Below are 16,627 nucleotides of genomic sequence, written 5' to 3' on the forward strand. Positions count from 1 at the left end.
CAAAGGAACTTGGTAATATATTAAGCAATAGGAAAAGGTGGTAATCTATGCCGGGTGATAAACTTATGGCTTTACCCCAAGAACTCTTAATCCTAGGTGCGGCAGTGAAGACCGGCCGGCAAATCGTTACCGCGGTGTGCACCTGCCCTGCCTAATAGAGAAACAGAGGGGTGGGGAAACAGTGGGACAGGTACGTTGTTTCACTGTTTCCCTGATACTTAAACAGCCCAAATCAATTTCTGCTTTTCACAGATGTCTTTCAAGAAGGAACGCTGTGAACCGTTCTTGAAGTGAACCATAATCACATTCCCATCTACTTTGACGATGACTCCCTCTCCAAAGGCTTTATGTTGTACTACTAACCCTGCGACCAAATCGCTCTGGAGGGTTGACGCTTCCTTGAGGATAATTTCTTGAGGATCTTTTCCAGCCAACACAAGGGAAACCTCGCGAACAAAACGAGACGCTTTAACGCGCTTATGATGATGATAATCCATAGAGCAGAGGATCAAATGTCGTTTGGCCCTGGTCATCCCCACATAGAAGAGACGTCTTTCCTCTTCGAGTAATTCTTTCTGCCCACTTTGTTCGGCCTTGATCGTCTCTCTCTCGGGAATAATCCCTTCGACGAGATCAATTAAAAAGACCTCTTCCCATTCTAAACCCTTGGCCGAATGGATCGTTGTAAGGGTCACAGCATTACTTTGCTTATTCTTATAAGAAGACTTCATCTGCTCTTCCAGCTTCGTTAAGCGATTAGCGAACTCCACGATCGTAGGTTCTTTCTGAGCAATGGATATTAAAACATCTAAGAGGCCCCCGATATACTCTTCAGAAAAACCTAACGCCTCACAAATTCGTTTCACTGCTCTATCATACTCTAACTGGTTTCGGATAAAACGAATGGCTTGGGCAGGCGGAAGAGTATTAAGGACCTTAAATTGCTTTCTTAGTTCTAAATACTCACTTCTGCGCTTGGACGTAACCCCTGGCTGTTCAGCTAGAATTTCAAAAATGGAACGATCAATTGGCATTTGCTTGAGATCATCGAGCTGTTGCTTTCTCAAATGACAACTTAGCTTGGACCATATTCGCTCGAAGATAGGCAAGCTTTTATCACTAAAAGAGAAGCGTAGGAAATTTAGAATATCGTTAATCGCCCAGTGGGAGAAAAACCTCTGTTTTCCGACCTCTCTCATATAAAAGGGAATCCCTGCTCTATTGAACTCATCGGCTAAACAAATTGCAGATAGATTATTCCGGTAAAGCACTCCAACGTTCGATAGATCCTTTTGCTTCTTAAGGTTCTGGATTATAAACTGATATTGCTCACTCATTCCTTTGAATTGACCGATCTGAAGCACATCCCCTTTAGGATTCTTCGTAAACATCTCTTTATCAAAACGTAGCGTATTGGAACGGATGAACCTACAGGACACCTCAACGATTTGTGGAGTCGAGCGAAAGTTTTGCTCCATGCGAAGAATTTGCGCTCCAGGGTAAGTCTGCTCAAACTCCAAGAGATACTTTGGCTCAGCCGCTCGAAACCCAAAAATACTCTGGTCATCATCCCCAACCACAAAAATATTGCCTTTGGGTTTTACAACGATTTCTATGATTTTGTGCTGTAAAAGAGACGTGTCTTGGCTCTCATCGGTAAGAATATAGGCAAAGCGCTTTTGATAAGCCTCCAGACACTTAGGGTTTTCTCTTAACTCCTGAAACGCGATGGACAGCATATCGTCGTAATCAATAAGCCGCGGTTGGCTGTTTCGCTTATAGTCCTCATAGTCGTAATAAATTAAAGGAAAGTTCTTAATATCGAGATTAGTAACCTCTCCGGGCTTGCTTAATGTATTTTTTACATAGCAAATGGTATTCTGCAACCCCTCTAATTGCTCATCTGTAATGGTTGAAGGATTGTACTTTTCATAAATTTTGCGAAGAACCCCCGTCTTGCTTTCAGCGCCTCTTTGTTCTTCAATAATCTCGAATCGAGTACCGCTTTGACGAAAAGCGGACCGAACCACCTCATAGGCAAAACTGTGGATGGTTGAAAATTGGATTTCGCCACTAGCTTTGGATAGCCCACTTGCATTGTCTCCAAAGTTTTTAATTAATCGCTCCCGCATTTCCTTGGCCGCTGCCCGCCCGAACGTAAGACAAAGAATCGTTCGAGGGTCTACTTTCTTTACAAGAATCAAGTAAGCTAAGCGAACAGTTAGAACTGTCGTCTTACCAGCGCCTGGAACAGCTAACAGCAAAAGTGGGCCCTGATCATGGATAACGGCCCTTTTTTGCTGTTCTGTTAAATTAAAGCCTCTAGCTTTAATCTCTTCGAAAAATTCCTTCTCGTTTAACAAAATAAATCTCCCACTTTGTAAGTCTCAGCAAACAGAGGGACAGGTACGTTGTTTCCGTTCATGGAAACAACGTACCTGTCCCCTTGTTTCCTTAAACCCTTCCTTCTTTCTGACGAATCCTTTCAGGTTGTATATCAATAACTTCGCATGAAGAAAACCCTTTTGGCCACACCTTGAAGTGTCTTGTTCTTTTTTTAGACAAGTAATAACGGTAAATTCCAAATAAGCTCGCTATCGCTGCTCCCACTAAAACAATCCCAAGAGTAAACGTTATCGTCGTAACAATGACGAATAGAATTGCGAGGAACCATAGAACTTTATAGAATTTCGACATGAAAGTCCTCCTCACTCAGTAGCTTGATGCCGCATCCAGCATACTGAATTAATATCTGTCCTAGTCCATTATATCATACCTAAAGGAACCATCACCACATTCTATTGCTCTCAGTGCAAGTGACCGTTTGCTAATTCTGCAATACGTTGATTGGCATTGTCCTTAAAGAGACCGCCATGATAGCAAATGACTGTTTCAATATCATATTTTGCCAACATTTTTAAAGAATTTATACTTAAGTCCCTATCAAAATTTGTAGATTGTGGGGCTTGAACAAGTTCTCCGCCATCGAGCTGCAGTGCATCTCCAGCAATAAGTATCTTACACTGCTTATGATACAGGCAAATATGCCCTGGCGTGTGGCCTGGCGTGTAAATGACCGTGATTCCGCCACAATACGGCAATTCTTCGCCATCAGTTAACGTTTTATCCACCTTGGCTTGATTGTTTTCATAAAAGGCTTTGAGTTTTTCATACAGTGCTTTCAAATCATTAGGTAATGAGTTCAGATTTGCTTCGAGTTGAGCTACCTTAACCGGGAGTTTCTCACCCTGAATATATGCGTTTTCTTCTTGATGGGAAAGTACTTTGACGCTATTAGGCAACTCTTTTAGAATAGTCGAAAGGCTCCCAACATGGTCAATATCCTGGTGAGTAAGGATCACCAGGTTTAGTTTATCAAATGACACGCCTACATTCTCAATGGCCTCGCGAATTTGGGGTAGTTGTCCCGGAAATCCTGTATCAATCAAAATTACTGTATCATTATCCCAAATCAGCGTTGGATTAATAACACTCGACGTACCCATTATATTTGCCGATATTTCAAGCATATAAATTCCATTAGCTATTTTCATTTTTATACCCATTCCTTTCGCTTCGCTCAAGGCACAAAACGTAATGAAATACGTTGGCTTTGAGCGGTTTTTTATTTAATCTTATAGCCATAGGGGTAGCAGTTAACTACAAATCACGTGGAGGTGAGTGGGCTGCTCCAACGATGGAGTAACCGCATTTTTATATGTGTAGATTGCCTTTCCAAGCACAAATAAGTGTGACTTCAAGCACGCAGACTTATCTTTGTTTAAACAGTACTCGTTTATTGCTGGGCAGTCAGTCAATGTTGTCTATCCCTATCATTCTGTGAAAGGAGTTATCTCTATGGCTTTAAAAATTGTCTATCCCATCTGCTGTGGAATCGATGTCCACAAAACCTTTGTTGTTGCCTGCATTGCTTCTACCAACAAAGGGGTGACGACCTACAAATGCCATCGCTTTTCTACCTATACGAAAGGTCTTAGAGAGCTGTCACAATGGCTTTGTGAACATGACTGCAAAGATGTCTGCATGGAATCTACTGGTAAATACTGGATTCCTGCAAGATCACGCTGGCACATCCGAAATATGTCAAAGCGATCCGCGGTAAAAAGACGGACAAAAAGGATGCGCAATGGATTGCCGATTTATTCAAGCATGACCTAGTAGCTGGAAGCTTTATGCCCCCACTTGCTATCAGACAACTTCGTGACCTGATGCGTTATCGTTTTAAACTGACCAACTTTAGGTCAAGTGAAAAGAACCGTCTTCAAAACTGTTTAACTGTAACTAACATTCAACTTGGAAATGTGGTTTCAGATACCTTCGGCAAAAGCTCCATGAACATCATTGACAAGATCTTGGCCAATCCCTTGGACACTTCGTTTGACATCGAACCTCTTATCCATGGCTCCATGAAGGATAAGCTTCCTGAACTGGAACTCGCCATTGAGGGGTTTATTGCACCCGAACAGGCTGCTAAATTAAAGGTGATCAAACAGCACTATGAAGACCTGGAATCCCGCAAAGCGGATCTGGAACATATCATTCTTTCCCTTGCCAAGCCTTACTCAGAAGAAATCAACTTGATCCTAACTGTTCCGTCCTTTAAAAACATCTTTTCCGCCATTGCCGTGGTTTCGGAAATCGGTGTGAACATGGACGTGTTTCCGACAGCTAAGCATTGTTGTTCCTGGGGCGGGGCTTACTCCCACGAATAATGAGAGTGCTGGCAAGAAAAAATCAGTAAGGATTTCAAGAGCGGGCTGTTACATCAAGCCACTTTTGGTACAATGTGCTACCGCTATAGTCAAAAGTGAAAAGCATCCTGAAATCCGAAACCGCTACTTAAAACTTAAAAAACGTCGAGGTCACAAACGGACAATTATTGCTATTGCGCGAATGCTATTAACGGTCATCTATAACATCTTGAAGAAGAAAGAGCCATATAACGCCGAATTGTACAAAAAATCTGATATTCCTCTAGTAAGCCGTGAAATCACGGTAGAACAAGCGATTTTATTGGCGAAGGCACAAGGTTACCGTATTATGCCGTCTGTTACTTAACCGCCCTTCCTCAACCCACATTTTTCCATAATGTCATCATTAAGATGGCTTGTTTGCTATGCCTTTTTACTTTGCTGGTCACATTTACTATCAATTTCAGACTTTCTCCTTTATAAACAGGGTTCAGAGTCTTTTACAGTGACTCTGAGCCTTTCTGTGCATTATATACCAGCTACCCTATCGACTTAATCTTACATAATATTATCGTGCTTACTCAGATAAATTGATCTGGTTATGCTCAGAAACCCTGAAGATGTCCTTTCCAGTTTTTCCTAAGACACTATTTTTGATGCTAAGATCAATTTTGAAAACTTTAACCGGAATATTCGAATTACCCAGATAAACATTCAATAATTCGCGACTGTGCATCAGTTTGGCTACAGATAAATGAAACAATGTACCTGTCCCCTTGTTTCCGTAATTTCCTAGCAACAGCTGCCTCCGCCACCATCCGAACAGTCGCAGCTCGGTTCAGTTCCAGTCAGCCAGCCCATAATGATAGCGTATGCACAACCCACACCCGGTTTAACTTCTATTGCGTTAAACGGACAGTTTTTGACGCATGCACCGCACTCCATACAACGATCTATATCAACAATGATTGATTTTCTGTCTTCTATTAGAAATACATTATGCGGGCAAACCTCAATACATCTTCCACAGCCCGTACATTGATCTGACTTCAGTTTCAAAGTAGAAACATTTTTCAAGTATCGATTCTTCATAAATAACAACTCCTTTAAAGCTTAATAAAGCTGTTAACCAAAATCAAAACTATCCCCAAGAATATTGAGAGAGCTATCGCAGGAACAGCAATTCTCATCTCTTTCAAAACACCTGAAAAAGAAGTGAACGTCGAAGAACCTGTAAAGTTCATCGCAAAAAAAGCTGATACAGAAGGCAGAATGAGCAAATACCCCAGAGCCCTCAATATACTATATTGAGGAACAGCCGTCCAACCATTAAGTACATTAACTAACACAGCCCAAATAAATCCCATTAACCATCCCTTCCATGCGAAAGCCCTGCCCGGAATCCAGGGCAACAAGACCGGAGTTAAGACACATCCTACTAAGACCGCGCCCATATAGGCGTAAAAATCAACGAACCCAAAAGGACCAAAACCAAGGAGATTTAACAAAAAGAGTATGCCAAAAATCATCAAGGAAACTTTGAAAGTACCCACCAATTCCACCGGAGTCAAAACCAGTCGATCATAAGCGCTGAACCTTACCGTCCGCATTTCAGCAGTGGCTTTCATTCCCGAATTAATAAACTCTATTACATCTTTAGCCTTCACCGGCCCATAAAGCACTTTAAAACCAGAATACTTTAAAACCTCGTGAGCACTTATACCCGGTGCGCCCAATTGTGGTAATATAACGTTTCTGTGAGACACGACCTTCTCCAGTTGTACTATAGCAATACGGTTTAATAGCTCTCTAGTCCCGAATGTGCCCTTCCCGGCAGCACACCATACATTTATCCCCTTAGTATCAAGCACTAGAATCCATGCATCAATCCCCTTTAATTCTTTTCTTAACATATCAAAACTCATTTTATAATTAGCAGTAACCAGAACCGGTGAATTGCTATTTGGTTTCCCAATACTATAAAGACCTGGCTCTACTTTATAATTCATTCTGTTAATTCCCCAACGAGCCTTCCAAGTCCCTAAAATGTCACGAACTGTAAGTTCAGTTGATGTTTGCATGATTTCAATTTTTCTAATACTAATTTCCAAAACGCTGCCCCCCATCCATTCCAATAATGTATCTCAAAGATTTTCTAATATATTATATCAGGTGCCATGTTTACTGAATAGGTTTCTTATGGCCGGTGTGTGTGAGTCAGGAATATATTACCTACATAAGAATAAGCATTTTCTTTCATACTACTTTTGTACACATCAAAGGAGGGGTTAATATGACCGTTCAACAAGATTTGCAGAAAGCGGTTGCTGCTGCTCAATCTGCGTTGGGGACCTATGCTACATTTTCAGAATCCACACAAGACCAATCCGCTAAACAGATGTTTAAGGAAATGACAGGGGATATGAACAAACACGTGGCGATGTTAAATAGTCGATTAGGATATTTAACGGAAAACAACGGCTTAAATCAAAAAACCCAAGCCTAAAACTACTTAGATAAGTCCCAGAGTTTAAAAGACGCTTACCGAACAACATTAGTCTAATCTTATCAATTTAGAAAACCGAAAGGGCGGTTCCTTCTTAGAAGGAACTGCCCTTTCGGTTACATTTTGCCTAGTAGCATCGTCACACCGAAGTGGCGACAGGTGCGGAAGAGCAATTGAACGGAGGCAAAAAGTTGCCCAGTGACAGCATTATTTTGGAATGACGCTAAAGTCCCCGACTTCCTGAGCGAGCGTTAACATTCCCTAGTCCCCAAGAATTTTCTATTCTGCTCCACTTATCCCTAATATTGAACATCCCTTAAGAATAGGCCTTTAGCTTGAGCTAAGGGTCCAGCTTCCCATCGCTTCTTTTCAATTAATATTTTTTTAACATCTATTGGTTTAAGATTCCCTTTACCTACTTCAATAAGCGTTCCGACAATGATTCTTACCATATTCAGCAAGAATCCATTTCCATTAACTTCTATTTCTACAAGACCATCCTTTTCAATTATATTAATATAATTGATCGTTCTACTCGTCGATTTGTCACTATTTCTTGAGTTAGTAAAACTCTGGAAATCATGACTGCCAATTAGGACCTCTGAAGCATTTCTCATTTCTGTTAAATTAAGTTTTTCCGCAAGGTGATATGAATACTTTCTGTTAAACACATCTCTGAATTTGTTGTTATTTATTCTATAGACATAAGTTTTTGATTTTACATTATATCGGGCATGAAATCTCTCCGCTACATTTTCCATGGATTTTATTACTATATCTTCTGGTAAAAACTCATATAAATAATCTAACATCGTGTTGATACTAAAAGCACACTTAGTATGGAAATTTGCGATGTAATTATCAGCATGCACCCCTGAATCCGTTCTTCCACAACCTACTAGCTGAATAGCTTCTCCTGTCATTTTAGATAATACAGCTTCTATTTTACCTTGTATCGTTAGATCAGTCTCTTTTTGTTTTTGCCATCCTTTATATTTGAAACCGTCGTAAGTAATCGTCATTTTTAAATTTCTCATAAGTTCCACCTTTTATTTATTTTTAATACCATTTTTGCATTTGCCTGCATCCAACTAAGCCATAACCGATTTATGGATTACATGTTAGTATACTACAATAATTATCAGAGGGATATTTAAAATGAGTGAAGTTTAAGTTCTACAGGGCAATGGTCAGACCCCATCACGGATGTATGGATCTCAGATGCTATGAGCCGGCCTTTTAACCTTTCCGAAGTGCAGAAGTAATCAATTCTCCATCCCACATTTCTGGATCGGGCATTAAAGCGGTAAGACCACCAGGAGTAGCTCTCTCTGTCCGGATAAAAAAAGCGGTAGGTGTCAATAAATCCAGCCTCTAGAAGCTGGGACACTTTTGTTCGTTCTTCATCGGTAAAGCCTGCATGGCGTCTGTTAGCTTTAGGGTTTTTTAGGTCGATTTCTTGGTGCGCAACATTTAAGTCTCCACACAGAATCACGGGCTTTTTTTCGTCTAGCGATTTTAGATAGTCCCTGAAATCATTTTCCCATTCCATGCGATAATCTAGTCTTTCTAAGTCTTGCCTAGAATTTGGCGTATAAACATTGACCAGATAGAAATTTTCAAATTCTAGCGTGATAATCCTTCCTTCATGGTCATGCAAGGATATTCCCATGCCAAAGGTACAGTTTAGGGGTGGTATCTTTGTAAACACAGCCGTTCCAGAGTATCCCTTTTTCTCTGCAAAGTTATAATATTGCTGATATCCGTCTAGGTTTAACTCCAGCTGGTTGGGGGATAGTTTGATCTCCTGAAGACAAAAAATATCTGCATCGACTTCATTGAAATAATCCAGAAAGCCTTTATTGATACATGCTCGAATACCATTAACATTCCACGAAACTAACTTTGTCAAACCTAACTCTCCTCATCCTTTATGAATCTAACATTTGTGACAAACTAAACATGGTTTTCTGGCCTGATCATACATCTTCCTCAAGCAAATCTATGCTATTTGCAGCGTTGAGAAAAGGGGTAGTCTGTAAGGACTAGGACGTTGTGAAGTTGTAGGAAAAGAAGTATCATTAAAGTAATCTATTTAGTATGACATCAAGAAACTAGAGGTGTAAGCTGTGATCAACGATCCCTTAAAGACCTTCGTTACCGTGGTCGAGCACAAAAAATTCTCTCGTGCTGCTGAGGAACTTTATCTATCCCATCCCGATGTTAGTTCACATATCCAACGTTTGGAAGAGGAACTCGGCACAAAACTCATTAATAGTTCGTCAAACCATTTGGAACTTACGCAATCAGGCGAGATATATTATAGATATGCAAAACAAATTTTACGTTTGCATGATAAGGCTGAAAAGGAAATTATGCAATTATCAAATGAGGTTGCAGGGACTTTGAAGGTCGGAGCAAGCTACACGATCGGAGAATATATCTTACCCTTTGTAGTGGCAGAATTTGCAGCCGAATATCCAAAAGTGGAGATTGAAACGTCTATTGGCAATACGCAACAGATAATTCAAGCGGTTCGAGATAACTATTTAGACATTGCCCTTGTGGAAGGAGAAGTCCATTATTCAGACATAAAAGTCCGCCAATTAATGGAGGATGAAATTATCTTAGTAGTACCTAACCAACATCCCTTGGCAAGAATTCCTATTGTTACTTCAGAGCATCTTCAAGACCAAGTATGGGTTCTCAGAGAAAGTGGCTCCGGAACTCGTGCATTCAGTGATAGGCTATTTGAAGAGTGGGGCATAAACGTTAGAAAAAGTTATGTCTTTGGAAGTGGTCAGGCCGTCAAGCAGGCAGTTACAGCGGGTTTAGGAATTGCACTTGTCTCACGATGGATCATGCGAAAAGAGTTAAATGCGAAGGAATTAAAGTCGACCAGAATAAAAGGGAAGCCACTTACTCGTCCTTTTTACTTAATAGAACCGGAAAATCACGAAACATCTGAGGCTTTGGAAGGTTTCATGGAGCAACTTCTCGCCCTTACTTCGTGGAGAAAATTGGGCAAAAGAGAAATCGATATATAAATCTGATTTCCTAATCGCCCTTCCTTAGTGGGAGGGTGTGTTGTCATAAATATCAAGTAACGTTAAGACTTTAATTTTATGTTTTAAGGTGGTGGATAGTTCATGAACCCAATTGATAAATCGATGGTACAACCCTTGCTGGACAGTTTTCTCAACCGTGAAGTTTACCTCCACCTGGAGACGACCAATGGTGCCTATGCCGTTCATAACCAAGAGAGCAACATGACTGTAGGTGCGTATATTCGCAACGGTCGCATCTGTTTTGGACGAGGAACCATTACGGGTGACGGTCCGTACCGCGTCGGACTCAAGATGGAAATCGGCTGGGTTTACGCCGAAGGACTGACCGACTTTGAAATGGCGCAAGAAGGTCAGCTATTGCTCGCCGGTCATGATCAAGAAGGACGACTGGCTGTGGCATTGGAACTTAGTTTATCTCCGTTTGAACTATAAACTCGTCGCATAACCCGCTGTATACGGGTGTTTAGAGTAGTCAGTGAAATTTTAATTAACGTGGGAGGAATAATTCTTGGAACAACATGTTCTCGTAGTTTTCCCCCATCCGGACGACGAAACGTTTGGATGTGGCGGAACCATAGCACAATTCGCCAAATCGGGCGTTCCTGTCACTTATATCTGTGGTACTTTGGGCCAAATGGGGCGCAACATGGGAAAACCGTTCTTTGCCACCCGAGAGTCGTTGCCTAACATTCGGGAAGCAGAGTTGGAGGAAGCTTGCCAAGCTATCGGCATTCAACATCTGATTAAACTTGGGTTACGCGACAAAACCATTGAGTTTGAAGACCCAGAAACATTGATCGATAGAATTGAGGGGATCCTTCGTGAGGTCCGGCCATCCCTAGTCCTTACCCACTATCCCGGATATGCCGTGCACCCAGATCACAATGCTCTTGGTGAAGTGACGATCCGTGCCATTTCTCGTCTTTCCGTTCCGGAACGACCTATAGTATATGCACATGCTTTTGCTCGAGACTGTCAGGATGTGCTCGGCCCGCCGGATATCGTCAACGATATTTCAGCCATGTCTGAAGTGAAGCTGGCCGCGATCCGGGCACACAGGTCACAATCACAAGTGATGTTCGCACGTACCGCGAAAGGGCAGTCCAAGGAACAGTCGTCGAAGAACCCGTTCAGTCACATGCTCAAGAGCGAATCTTTCTGGACCTACCGTTTTTCGTAAGGTCACCCTAGTTTTCTATTCTAAGCACAGTAAAAGTAGCAAGAGGGGGATGTCATGACCCCCTCGGATTCTTTCTTTGTTCTCAAAGCTGTAACTTCTTTGGGAATAACAATAATAACGATTATAGAAAAAAATATAAATAATTGATGGGTTGCTATGATGATTTTTAAGATCAAGCTTATTCCAAATCTATTGGCAAGTCCTATTTGCCCGTCCATTTATCTCTTTGTTTTATCTGCTTGGGTACGGAGCCAAATTTTTATTTCATCTAGATCTTGAATCTTATCCAGCTTCCATTGCCAATTTCCATGGATAGTTCCTGGGACATTCATTCTGGCTTCCTCACCCAAACCCAAAATGTCTTGCATCGGTAGGATAACCCACGCCGCTGGGCTCAAATATACTTTTTCGATTAACTCACGGCATGCCTGTTTGCTTATAACTTTTTGGTCTATACCGCTACTGACTAGGTTTCCCCCTTCTGCCAAATAACTTTTTTCATACCAGCCTAACAAGGTGTTATTATCATGAGTTCCAGTATAATAAACATAATTCGTTTCAGAATCCCTTACTATTTCTTTTAAAGAGGTAAACTGTAGTACCTTTATTCCGGGAAAACCAAAAATCTGTTTTAAAACATTGACTTCCGTTGTTATGGCTCCCAAATCCTCAACAATAAAGGGGCATTTCCCATACGCCTCAACTAGGCTTTCAAAGAATCGTTTCCCTGGTCCTTTTACCCAGCGACCCTTTTCTGCCGTCTCTTCTCCAGCATCTACCTCCCAATAGGCTTCAAAACCCCGGAAATGATCCAGACGAATATAGTCAAACAGTTCTAACCCCAACTGTATTCGCTTATTCCACCAATCATACTGAGTAACGGATAGAGCATCCCAGTCATAGATTGGATTCCCCCATAACTGGCCAGTCTTGCTAAAATAGTCGGGAGGTACTCCTGCCGTTTTAGCAGGTCTACCATGCTCATCCAGCACAAACAAGCTACGGTTCACCCATACATCACAGCTATCGGCGGCGACAAAGTGGGGCAAGTCTCCAATCACTTGAACGCCTTTAGCCTTGGCGTAAGTTTTAAGTTTATCCCATTCATAGAAAAACGTGTATTGTAAGAATTCAATAAAGCCCATCTCTTCTCGGAGAAGCACCCTATACTCGGCTAACTTCTCCGTCTCACGGGAAGCAATTTCTGGTTCCCAATCATACCATGGAACATCTCCGAAATGCGCCTTTAACGCTCGAAAGAGCACGTAATCGTCAAGCCATACTTTATTTTTCGCTTTAAATTTGAAAAATTCTTCATTGGAAAGATACGTTGATTTAGCAGAAACGGACGACCTGTTTGGGGTGGATTCAAGTTGAGTCATAAATCGCTGATAGGCTTCGTGGAGCAAATCACGTTTCAACTCTTTCAAAGCTAAAGACAAGAAACTCCGCCTAAGGTCCAAGCTCTTTATCTGTTCGTATTTTTGACGAGTCTCCTCTAAACTCAATAGTCCCTCACGGATCAGGTGATCGAGACTGATGAATACCGGATTCCCGGCAAAAACTGACTCACTTTGATAGGGACAATCCCCCACTCCAGCAGGGTTCAAGGGTAACACCTGCCACAAAGATTGGCCAGAGTCCGCCAAAAAATCAACGAATTCATAAGCCTCTTTCCCTAAATCTCCAAGGCCCCAAGAAGAAGGCAACGAACTGATATGCAATAACACTCCGCACGAACGGTCAAGTTGCAAATTATTAGGCAAGGTTTTTTTTCTTAACAGAGCTCTTCCACTCAGAGCGTTTAGTTGTAAGGCACTTAACGTTTCTGGGGCAAGCCTTTCTCCATTTATTAGGTCAATTACAAAAGAGGATGGCTGCAGCTTAGTAGCGAGATTCACCGTTTTTGTTTCCCCTGAATGACGATTGATAAGGATAATTATTTCTTCTTCGTCCTCTGCCCGCGCAAAACCATAAACATCCGGTTCAAAGAAAAAGGACTTAAAATCACCCGCCTGCAGCACCTCATATTCAGCACGCAGGCGCAGAATTCGTCGATACCAATCCCTGATTTCTCCGTCTTCCTTACCCCACGGATAGGTCGCCCGGTTATAAGGGTCTGCATACCCTTCCACACCTGCTTCATCTCCATAATAGATACAAGGGACTCCTGGAAATGTCATCTGAACCAAACTTAATAACTTTAGCCTTTGTACAGCCAGTTGTCGGGCATTCGGGGGAAGCCTAAAGCTCCTTTGTTCTGTTTTTGTTAGACTCTGTTCTGGCGGGGCATCACCTAACAGCGTCAAAATCCGTATCGTATCATGACTCCCGATCAAGTTCATGGCAGCATAGAAATTTTCCCGGGGATAATTTTCATATAAGCTCATGACCTCATCATGAAGGACACTGGAATCACTTTGTCCCAGAATAAAACGCAGGAAACTAGCGCGGAAAGGATAGTTCATCGTCCCATCCAGTTCATCCCCTAAGAAATATTCGCGTTGTTTACTATAGCTTACCTTATTCGAAGCATCTTCCCAGACTTCTCCGATCAGAACAACTTCGGGGCGAATGCTCATCATAGCTTGCCGAAGTTCCTGAATGAACTCATCCGGAAGTTCATCGGCAACATCTAATCGCCAACCTGCAACCCCAAGGTTTAGCCACTTACGAATGACACTATCTTCCGAACCGTAGATAAACTGTCGGTAGGAAGGGTTCATTTCGTTCACTTCAGGAAGGGAATCAACCCCCCACCAGGATTGATACTCTTGGTGGTTGGACTTAAACTTATACCAATTGAAATAAGGGGAATCAGCCGATTGGTAGGCTCCCACCCCCGGATAATTGCCATATTTATTAAAATAGATACTGTCACTTCCGGTATGGCTAAATACTCCATCCAGTATAATTGAGATCCTATATTGTCTTGCAGTGTCGATCAATCGCTTAAAAACCGCGTCATCTCCATACATAGGATCGATCCGATGATAATCCGCCGTGTCATACTTGTGATTACTCGGGGCGTCAAAAATAGGATTAAAATAAAGGATGCTGATACCTAATTCTTTAAAGTAGGGTAATTTTTCAATGACCCCTTGCAGAGTTCCGCCAAAAAAGTCCCAATCCGTAACTCTGCCCTTCTCGTCCTTAATATAGAGCGGTGGATCGGACCAATTGGCATGCAACAGAGTATTTTTCCTTGGATAATAGGTGAACCCGTTTTCGTGATCATTGAAAAACCGATCGACAAAAACTTGATACATCACCCCTTGTTTATACCACTGAGGTACTACGACCTGCTTATGAACTGTAATTTGAAAGGAGGGAGGCTCTTGCTCCCAGAGCGCACCCTCCCCACCAAGCTTTTTAAGGTTATTGCCATAATAATAAGTTTGTGATCCTACCCGAATCTCAAAATAATACCAAATAAGCCCAGGGCTATTGGGTACGAAATAGTCCCCCTCGAATAATCTCTCATCTTCAACGGGCTCAGGCACCGATTCCGTAGCAAAATTTTCACATCTTGTCTCGGTAGTTTGAGGCATGGAAATCATTATTTCCCGGTCCGATTCCCAAAGACGAAGAACACAAGCTTCAACCGGAACTGCCGAACTTGTTTTTAAACGGAAGGTTATCCGCTGTCCACACGCGACTGCGCCAAACGGTTCGCGGTAAAACAAATCGTGAGAATTATGATACGCATTAAACCCCATCATAATAAAGACTCATAGATTTCGATGTAAGCATTTGCCGATCTGTCCCAACTAAAATCGCTCTTCAATGCATTCTGACGAATACTATCCCAGACCAGCTTATCCTCATAGTATAGTCGCACTGCCCGTTGCACCGCAAACAACAATTCATGAGCATTATAATTGACAAAATTAAATCCATTACCTTGACCAGTCATTTCATTATAGGGCAGGATTGTATCCTTTAACCCCCCTGTTTCCCGTACGATCGGAACCGTCCCATAGCGCATGGCGATCATCTGAGAAATACCGCAGGGTTCAAAACGAGAGGGCATCAATAACATGTCTGCCCCTCCATAAATTTCATGTGCTAGTTTATCAGAGAATTCTAATCTTATCGCCAGTTTTTCGGAGTATTTTGAGGCGAAATAACGCAACATTTCTTCATATCTGTCTTCTCCTGTTCCGAGGATAACCATCTGAACATCGAGCTCAAGTATTTCTTCCATAACGTGGGCCAATAGATCCACGCCTTTCTGGTCTACCAGTCGAGATACCATCCCCAGTACTGCCCTATCTCCTCGAACCGGAAGTCCAAAAATTCGTTGTAAGTGCTTTTTGTTTTCTTCTTTAGCAAGAGGAAAATTGCTATACGGCATGACAAGATAGGGATCCTTCATCGGATCATAGACCTCATAGTCAATGCCATTAAGGATGCCCACTAGAACTTCACTTCTTTTTTTTAGAAGTCCATCAAGTTTTTCTCCGTAATAAGGATTTTTGATCTCCTCTGCATACGTCGGACTCACCGTCGTAATCCGATCTGCATAAAGTAGAGCCGCCTTCATAAAATTAACCGCGCCATGAAATTCCAAGGTATTTTCCGTAAAATACTCCATTCCGAGCCCCACGATATCTCCCAGAACTTCCTTAGGGAAAATCCCCTGATAGTTAAGGTTATGAATTGTAAATATAGTTTTTATCGGGTAATATAGGGGCTCCCGGCTATAAAACTCTCTAAGCATGAGCGGGATTAATGCCGTATGCCAATCATGACAATGTAAGATATCCGGTTTAAACTCAGGTATGTGGATTAAGCTTTCTAGGGCGGCACGGGAAAAAAAAGCAAATCGTTCCGCATCATCATATTCCCCATAAACACGGGGGCGTGAAAAATAATACTCGTTGTCAATAAAATAATAATGAACCCCTTGATAAACCAACTCATCCAAGCCACAATATTGTTTTCGCCAAGCAACTTGGACATCGAAATGGGCCAGATGTATAAACTCTCTTTGAAACTTTTCTGGGATGGTGCTGTACTTGGGCATAATAACGCGTACATCTACCCCTTGTTTATGCAAGAAGGCAGGTAATGAACCCATTACTTCCCCCAAACCACCGGTTTTAACAAAAGGATCCGCTTCTGCAGTCACAAAAACCAGTTTCATACTCTCCCGCCT

General features: G+C 41.9%; 14 protein-coding genes and 1 pseudogene. 5 read left to right on the forward strand and 10 right to left on the reverse strand.

The window, feature by feature from the left end:
* Positions 1 to 218: 218 nt before the first annotated feature.
* From DSOL_RS12275 to DSOL_RS12285, 3 genes are all read right to left on the reverse strand, one after another.
* The gene (locus tag DSOL_RS12275) at positions 219 to 2,363 is read right to left on the reverse strand and encodes an ATP-dependent helicase (protein WP_075365148.1); all 2,145 of its coding nucleotides are present in this window, start codon (positions 2,361 to 2,363) and stop codon (positions 219 to 221) included.
* A 91-nt stretch (positions 2,364 to 2,454) separates the two neighbouring features.
* Complete coding sequence (locus tag DSOL_RS12280; RefSeq protein ID WP_075365149.1) at positions 2,455 to 2,697, reverse strand: hypothetical protein; 243 nt, start codon at positions 2,695 to 2,697, stop codon at positions 2,455 to 2,457.
* 110 nt (positions 2,698 to 2,807) lie between these two features.
* Complete coding sequence (locus DSOL_RS12285) at positions 2,808 to 3,554, reverse strand: MBL fold metallo-hydrolase (protein WP_075365150.1); 747 nt, start codon at positions 3,552 to 3,554, stop codon at positions 2,808 to 2,810.
* A gap of 304 nt (positions 3,555 to 3,858) precedes the next feature.
* On the opposite strand from DSOL_RS12285, the pseudogene DSOL_RS12290 reads away from it, so the two are divergent.
* A pseudogene (locus DSOL_RS12290) lies at positions 3,859 to 5,079 on the forward strand (IS110 family RNA-guided transposase).
* Between the two features lie 210 nt (positions 5,080 to 5,289).
* Here the strand turns inward: DSOL_RS12290 and DSOL_RS12295 are convergent.
* Genes DSOL_RS12295 through hgcA form a run of 3 tightly spaced genes read right to left on the reverse strand, consistent with a single transcriptional unit; the run spans position 5,290 to position 6,838 of the window.
* Positions 5,290 to 5,511: a hypothetical protein gene (locus tag DSOL_RS12295; protein WP_075365151.1), complete on the reverse strand. Its 222-nt coding sequence runs from the start codon at positions 5,509 to 5,511 to the stop codon at positions 5,290 to 5,292.
* Positions 5,505 to 5,804 carry a mercury methylation ferredoxin HgcB gene (hgcB, locus tag DSOL_RS12300; protein ID WP_075365152.1) on the reverse strand — a complete coding sequence of 100 codons (300 nt, stop codon included), beginning with the start codon at positions 5,802 to 5,804 and terminating at the stop codon, positions 5,505 to 5,507. The genes DSOL_RS12295 and hgcB overlap by 7 nt, the downstream gene beginning before the upstream one ends.
* 14 nt (positions 5,805 to 5,818) lie before the next feature.
* Positions 5,819 to 6,838: a mercury methylation corrinoid protein HgcA gene (hgcA, locus tag DSOL_RS12305; RefSeq protein ID WP_075365185.1), complete on the reverse strand. Its 1,020-nt coding sequence runs from the start codon at positions 6,836 to 6,838 to the stop codon at positions 5,819 to 5,821.
* 167 nt (positions 6,839 to 7,005) lie between these two features.
* On the opposite strand from hgcA, the gene DSOL_RS12310 reads away from it, so the two are divergent.
* Entirely contained in the window at positions 7,006 to 7,218 is a 213-nt protein-coding gene (locus DSOL_RS12310) for a DUF1657 domain-containing protein (RefSeq protein ID WP_075365153.1), read from the forward strand.
* Between the two features lie 299 nt (positions 7,219 to 7,517).
* Here the strand turns inward: DSOL_RS12310 and truA are convergent, their stop codons facing one another.
* Complete coding sequence (gene truA, locus DSOL_RS12315) at positions 7,518 to 8,255, reverse strand: tRNA pseudouridine(38-40) synthase TruA (protein ID WP_170871502.1); 738 nt, start codon at positions 8,253 to 8,255, stop codon at positions 7,518 to 7,520.
* Between the two features lie 116 nt (positions 8,256 to 8,371).
* Entirely contained in the window at positions 8,372 to 9,130 is a 759-nt protein-coding gene (locus tag DSOL_RS12320) for an exodeoxyribonuclease III (RefSeq protein ID WP_075365154.1), read from the reverse strand.
* Positions 9,131 to 9,347: 217 nt separating this feature from the next.
* Between DSOL_RS12320 and DSOL_RS12325 the strand changes: the two genes are divergently transcribed.
* From DSOL_RS12325 to bshB2, 3 genes are all read left to right on the forward strand, one after another.
* The gene (locus DSOL_RS12325) at positions 9,348 to 10,265 is read left to right on the forward strand and encodes a LysR substrate-binding domain-containing protein (RefSeq protein ID WP_075365155.1); all 918 of its coding nucleotides are present in this window, start codon (positions 9,348 to 9,350) and stop codon (positions 10,263 to 10,265) included.
* 102 nt (positions 10,266 to 10,367) lie between these two features.
* A complete protein-coding gene (locus DSOL_RS12330) occupies positions 10,368 to 10,718 on the forward strand; it encodes a YojF family protein (protein WP_075365156.1) in 351 nt (116 codons plus the stop codon).
* Positions 10,719 to 10,794: 76 nt separating this feature from the next.
* The gene (gene bshB2, locus DSOL_RS12335; protein ID WP_075365157.1) at positions 10,795 to 11,466 is read left to right on the forward strand and encodes a bacillithiol biosynthesis deacetylase BshB2; all 672 of its coding nucleotides are present in this window, start codon (positions 10,795 to 10,797) and stop codon (positions 11,464 to 11,466) included.
* 218 nt (positions 11,467 to 11,684) lie between these two features.
* Here the strand turns inward: bshB2 and DSOL_RS12345 are convergent, their stop codons facing one another.
* Both DSOL_RS12345 and glgA read right to left on the reverse strand, forming a co-directional pair.
* Positions 11,685 to 15,185 (reverse strand): bifunctional glycogen debranching protein GlgX/4-alpha-glucanotransferase, encoded by a 3,501-nt coding sequence (locus DSOL_RS12345; RefSeq protein WP_075365187.1) that lies wholly within the window; start codon positions 15,183 to 15,185, stop codon positions 11,685 to 11,687.
* Complete coding sequence (gene glgA, locus DSOL_RS12350; RefSeq protein ID WP_075365159.1) at positions 15,185 to 16,615, reverse strand: glycogen synthase GlgA; 1,431 nt, start codon at positions 16,613 to 16,615, stop codon at positions 15,185 to 15,187. Before glgA ends, DSOL_RS12345 begins: the two co-directional genes overlap by 1 nt.
* Positions 16,616 to 16,627: the final 12 nt, after the last annotated feature.

This window comes from Desulfosporosinus metallidurans (genome assembly GCF_001936615.1).
GTDB classification, from domain to species: domain Bacteria; phylum Bacillota; class Desulfitobacteriia; order Desulfitobacteriales; family Desulfitobacteriaceae; genus Desulfosporosinus; species Desulfosporosinus metallidurans.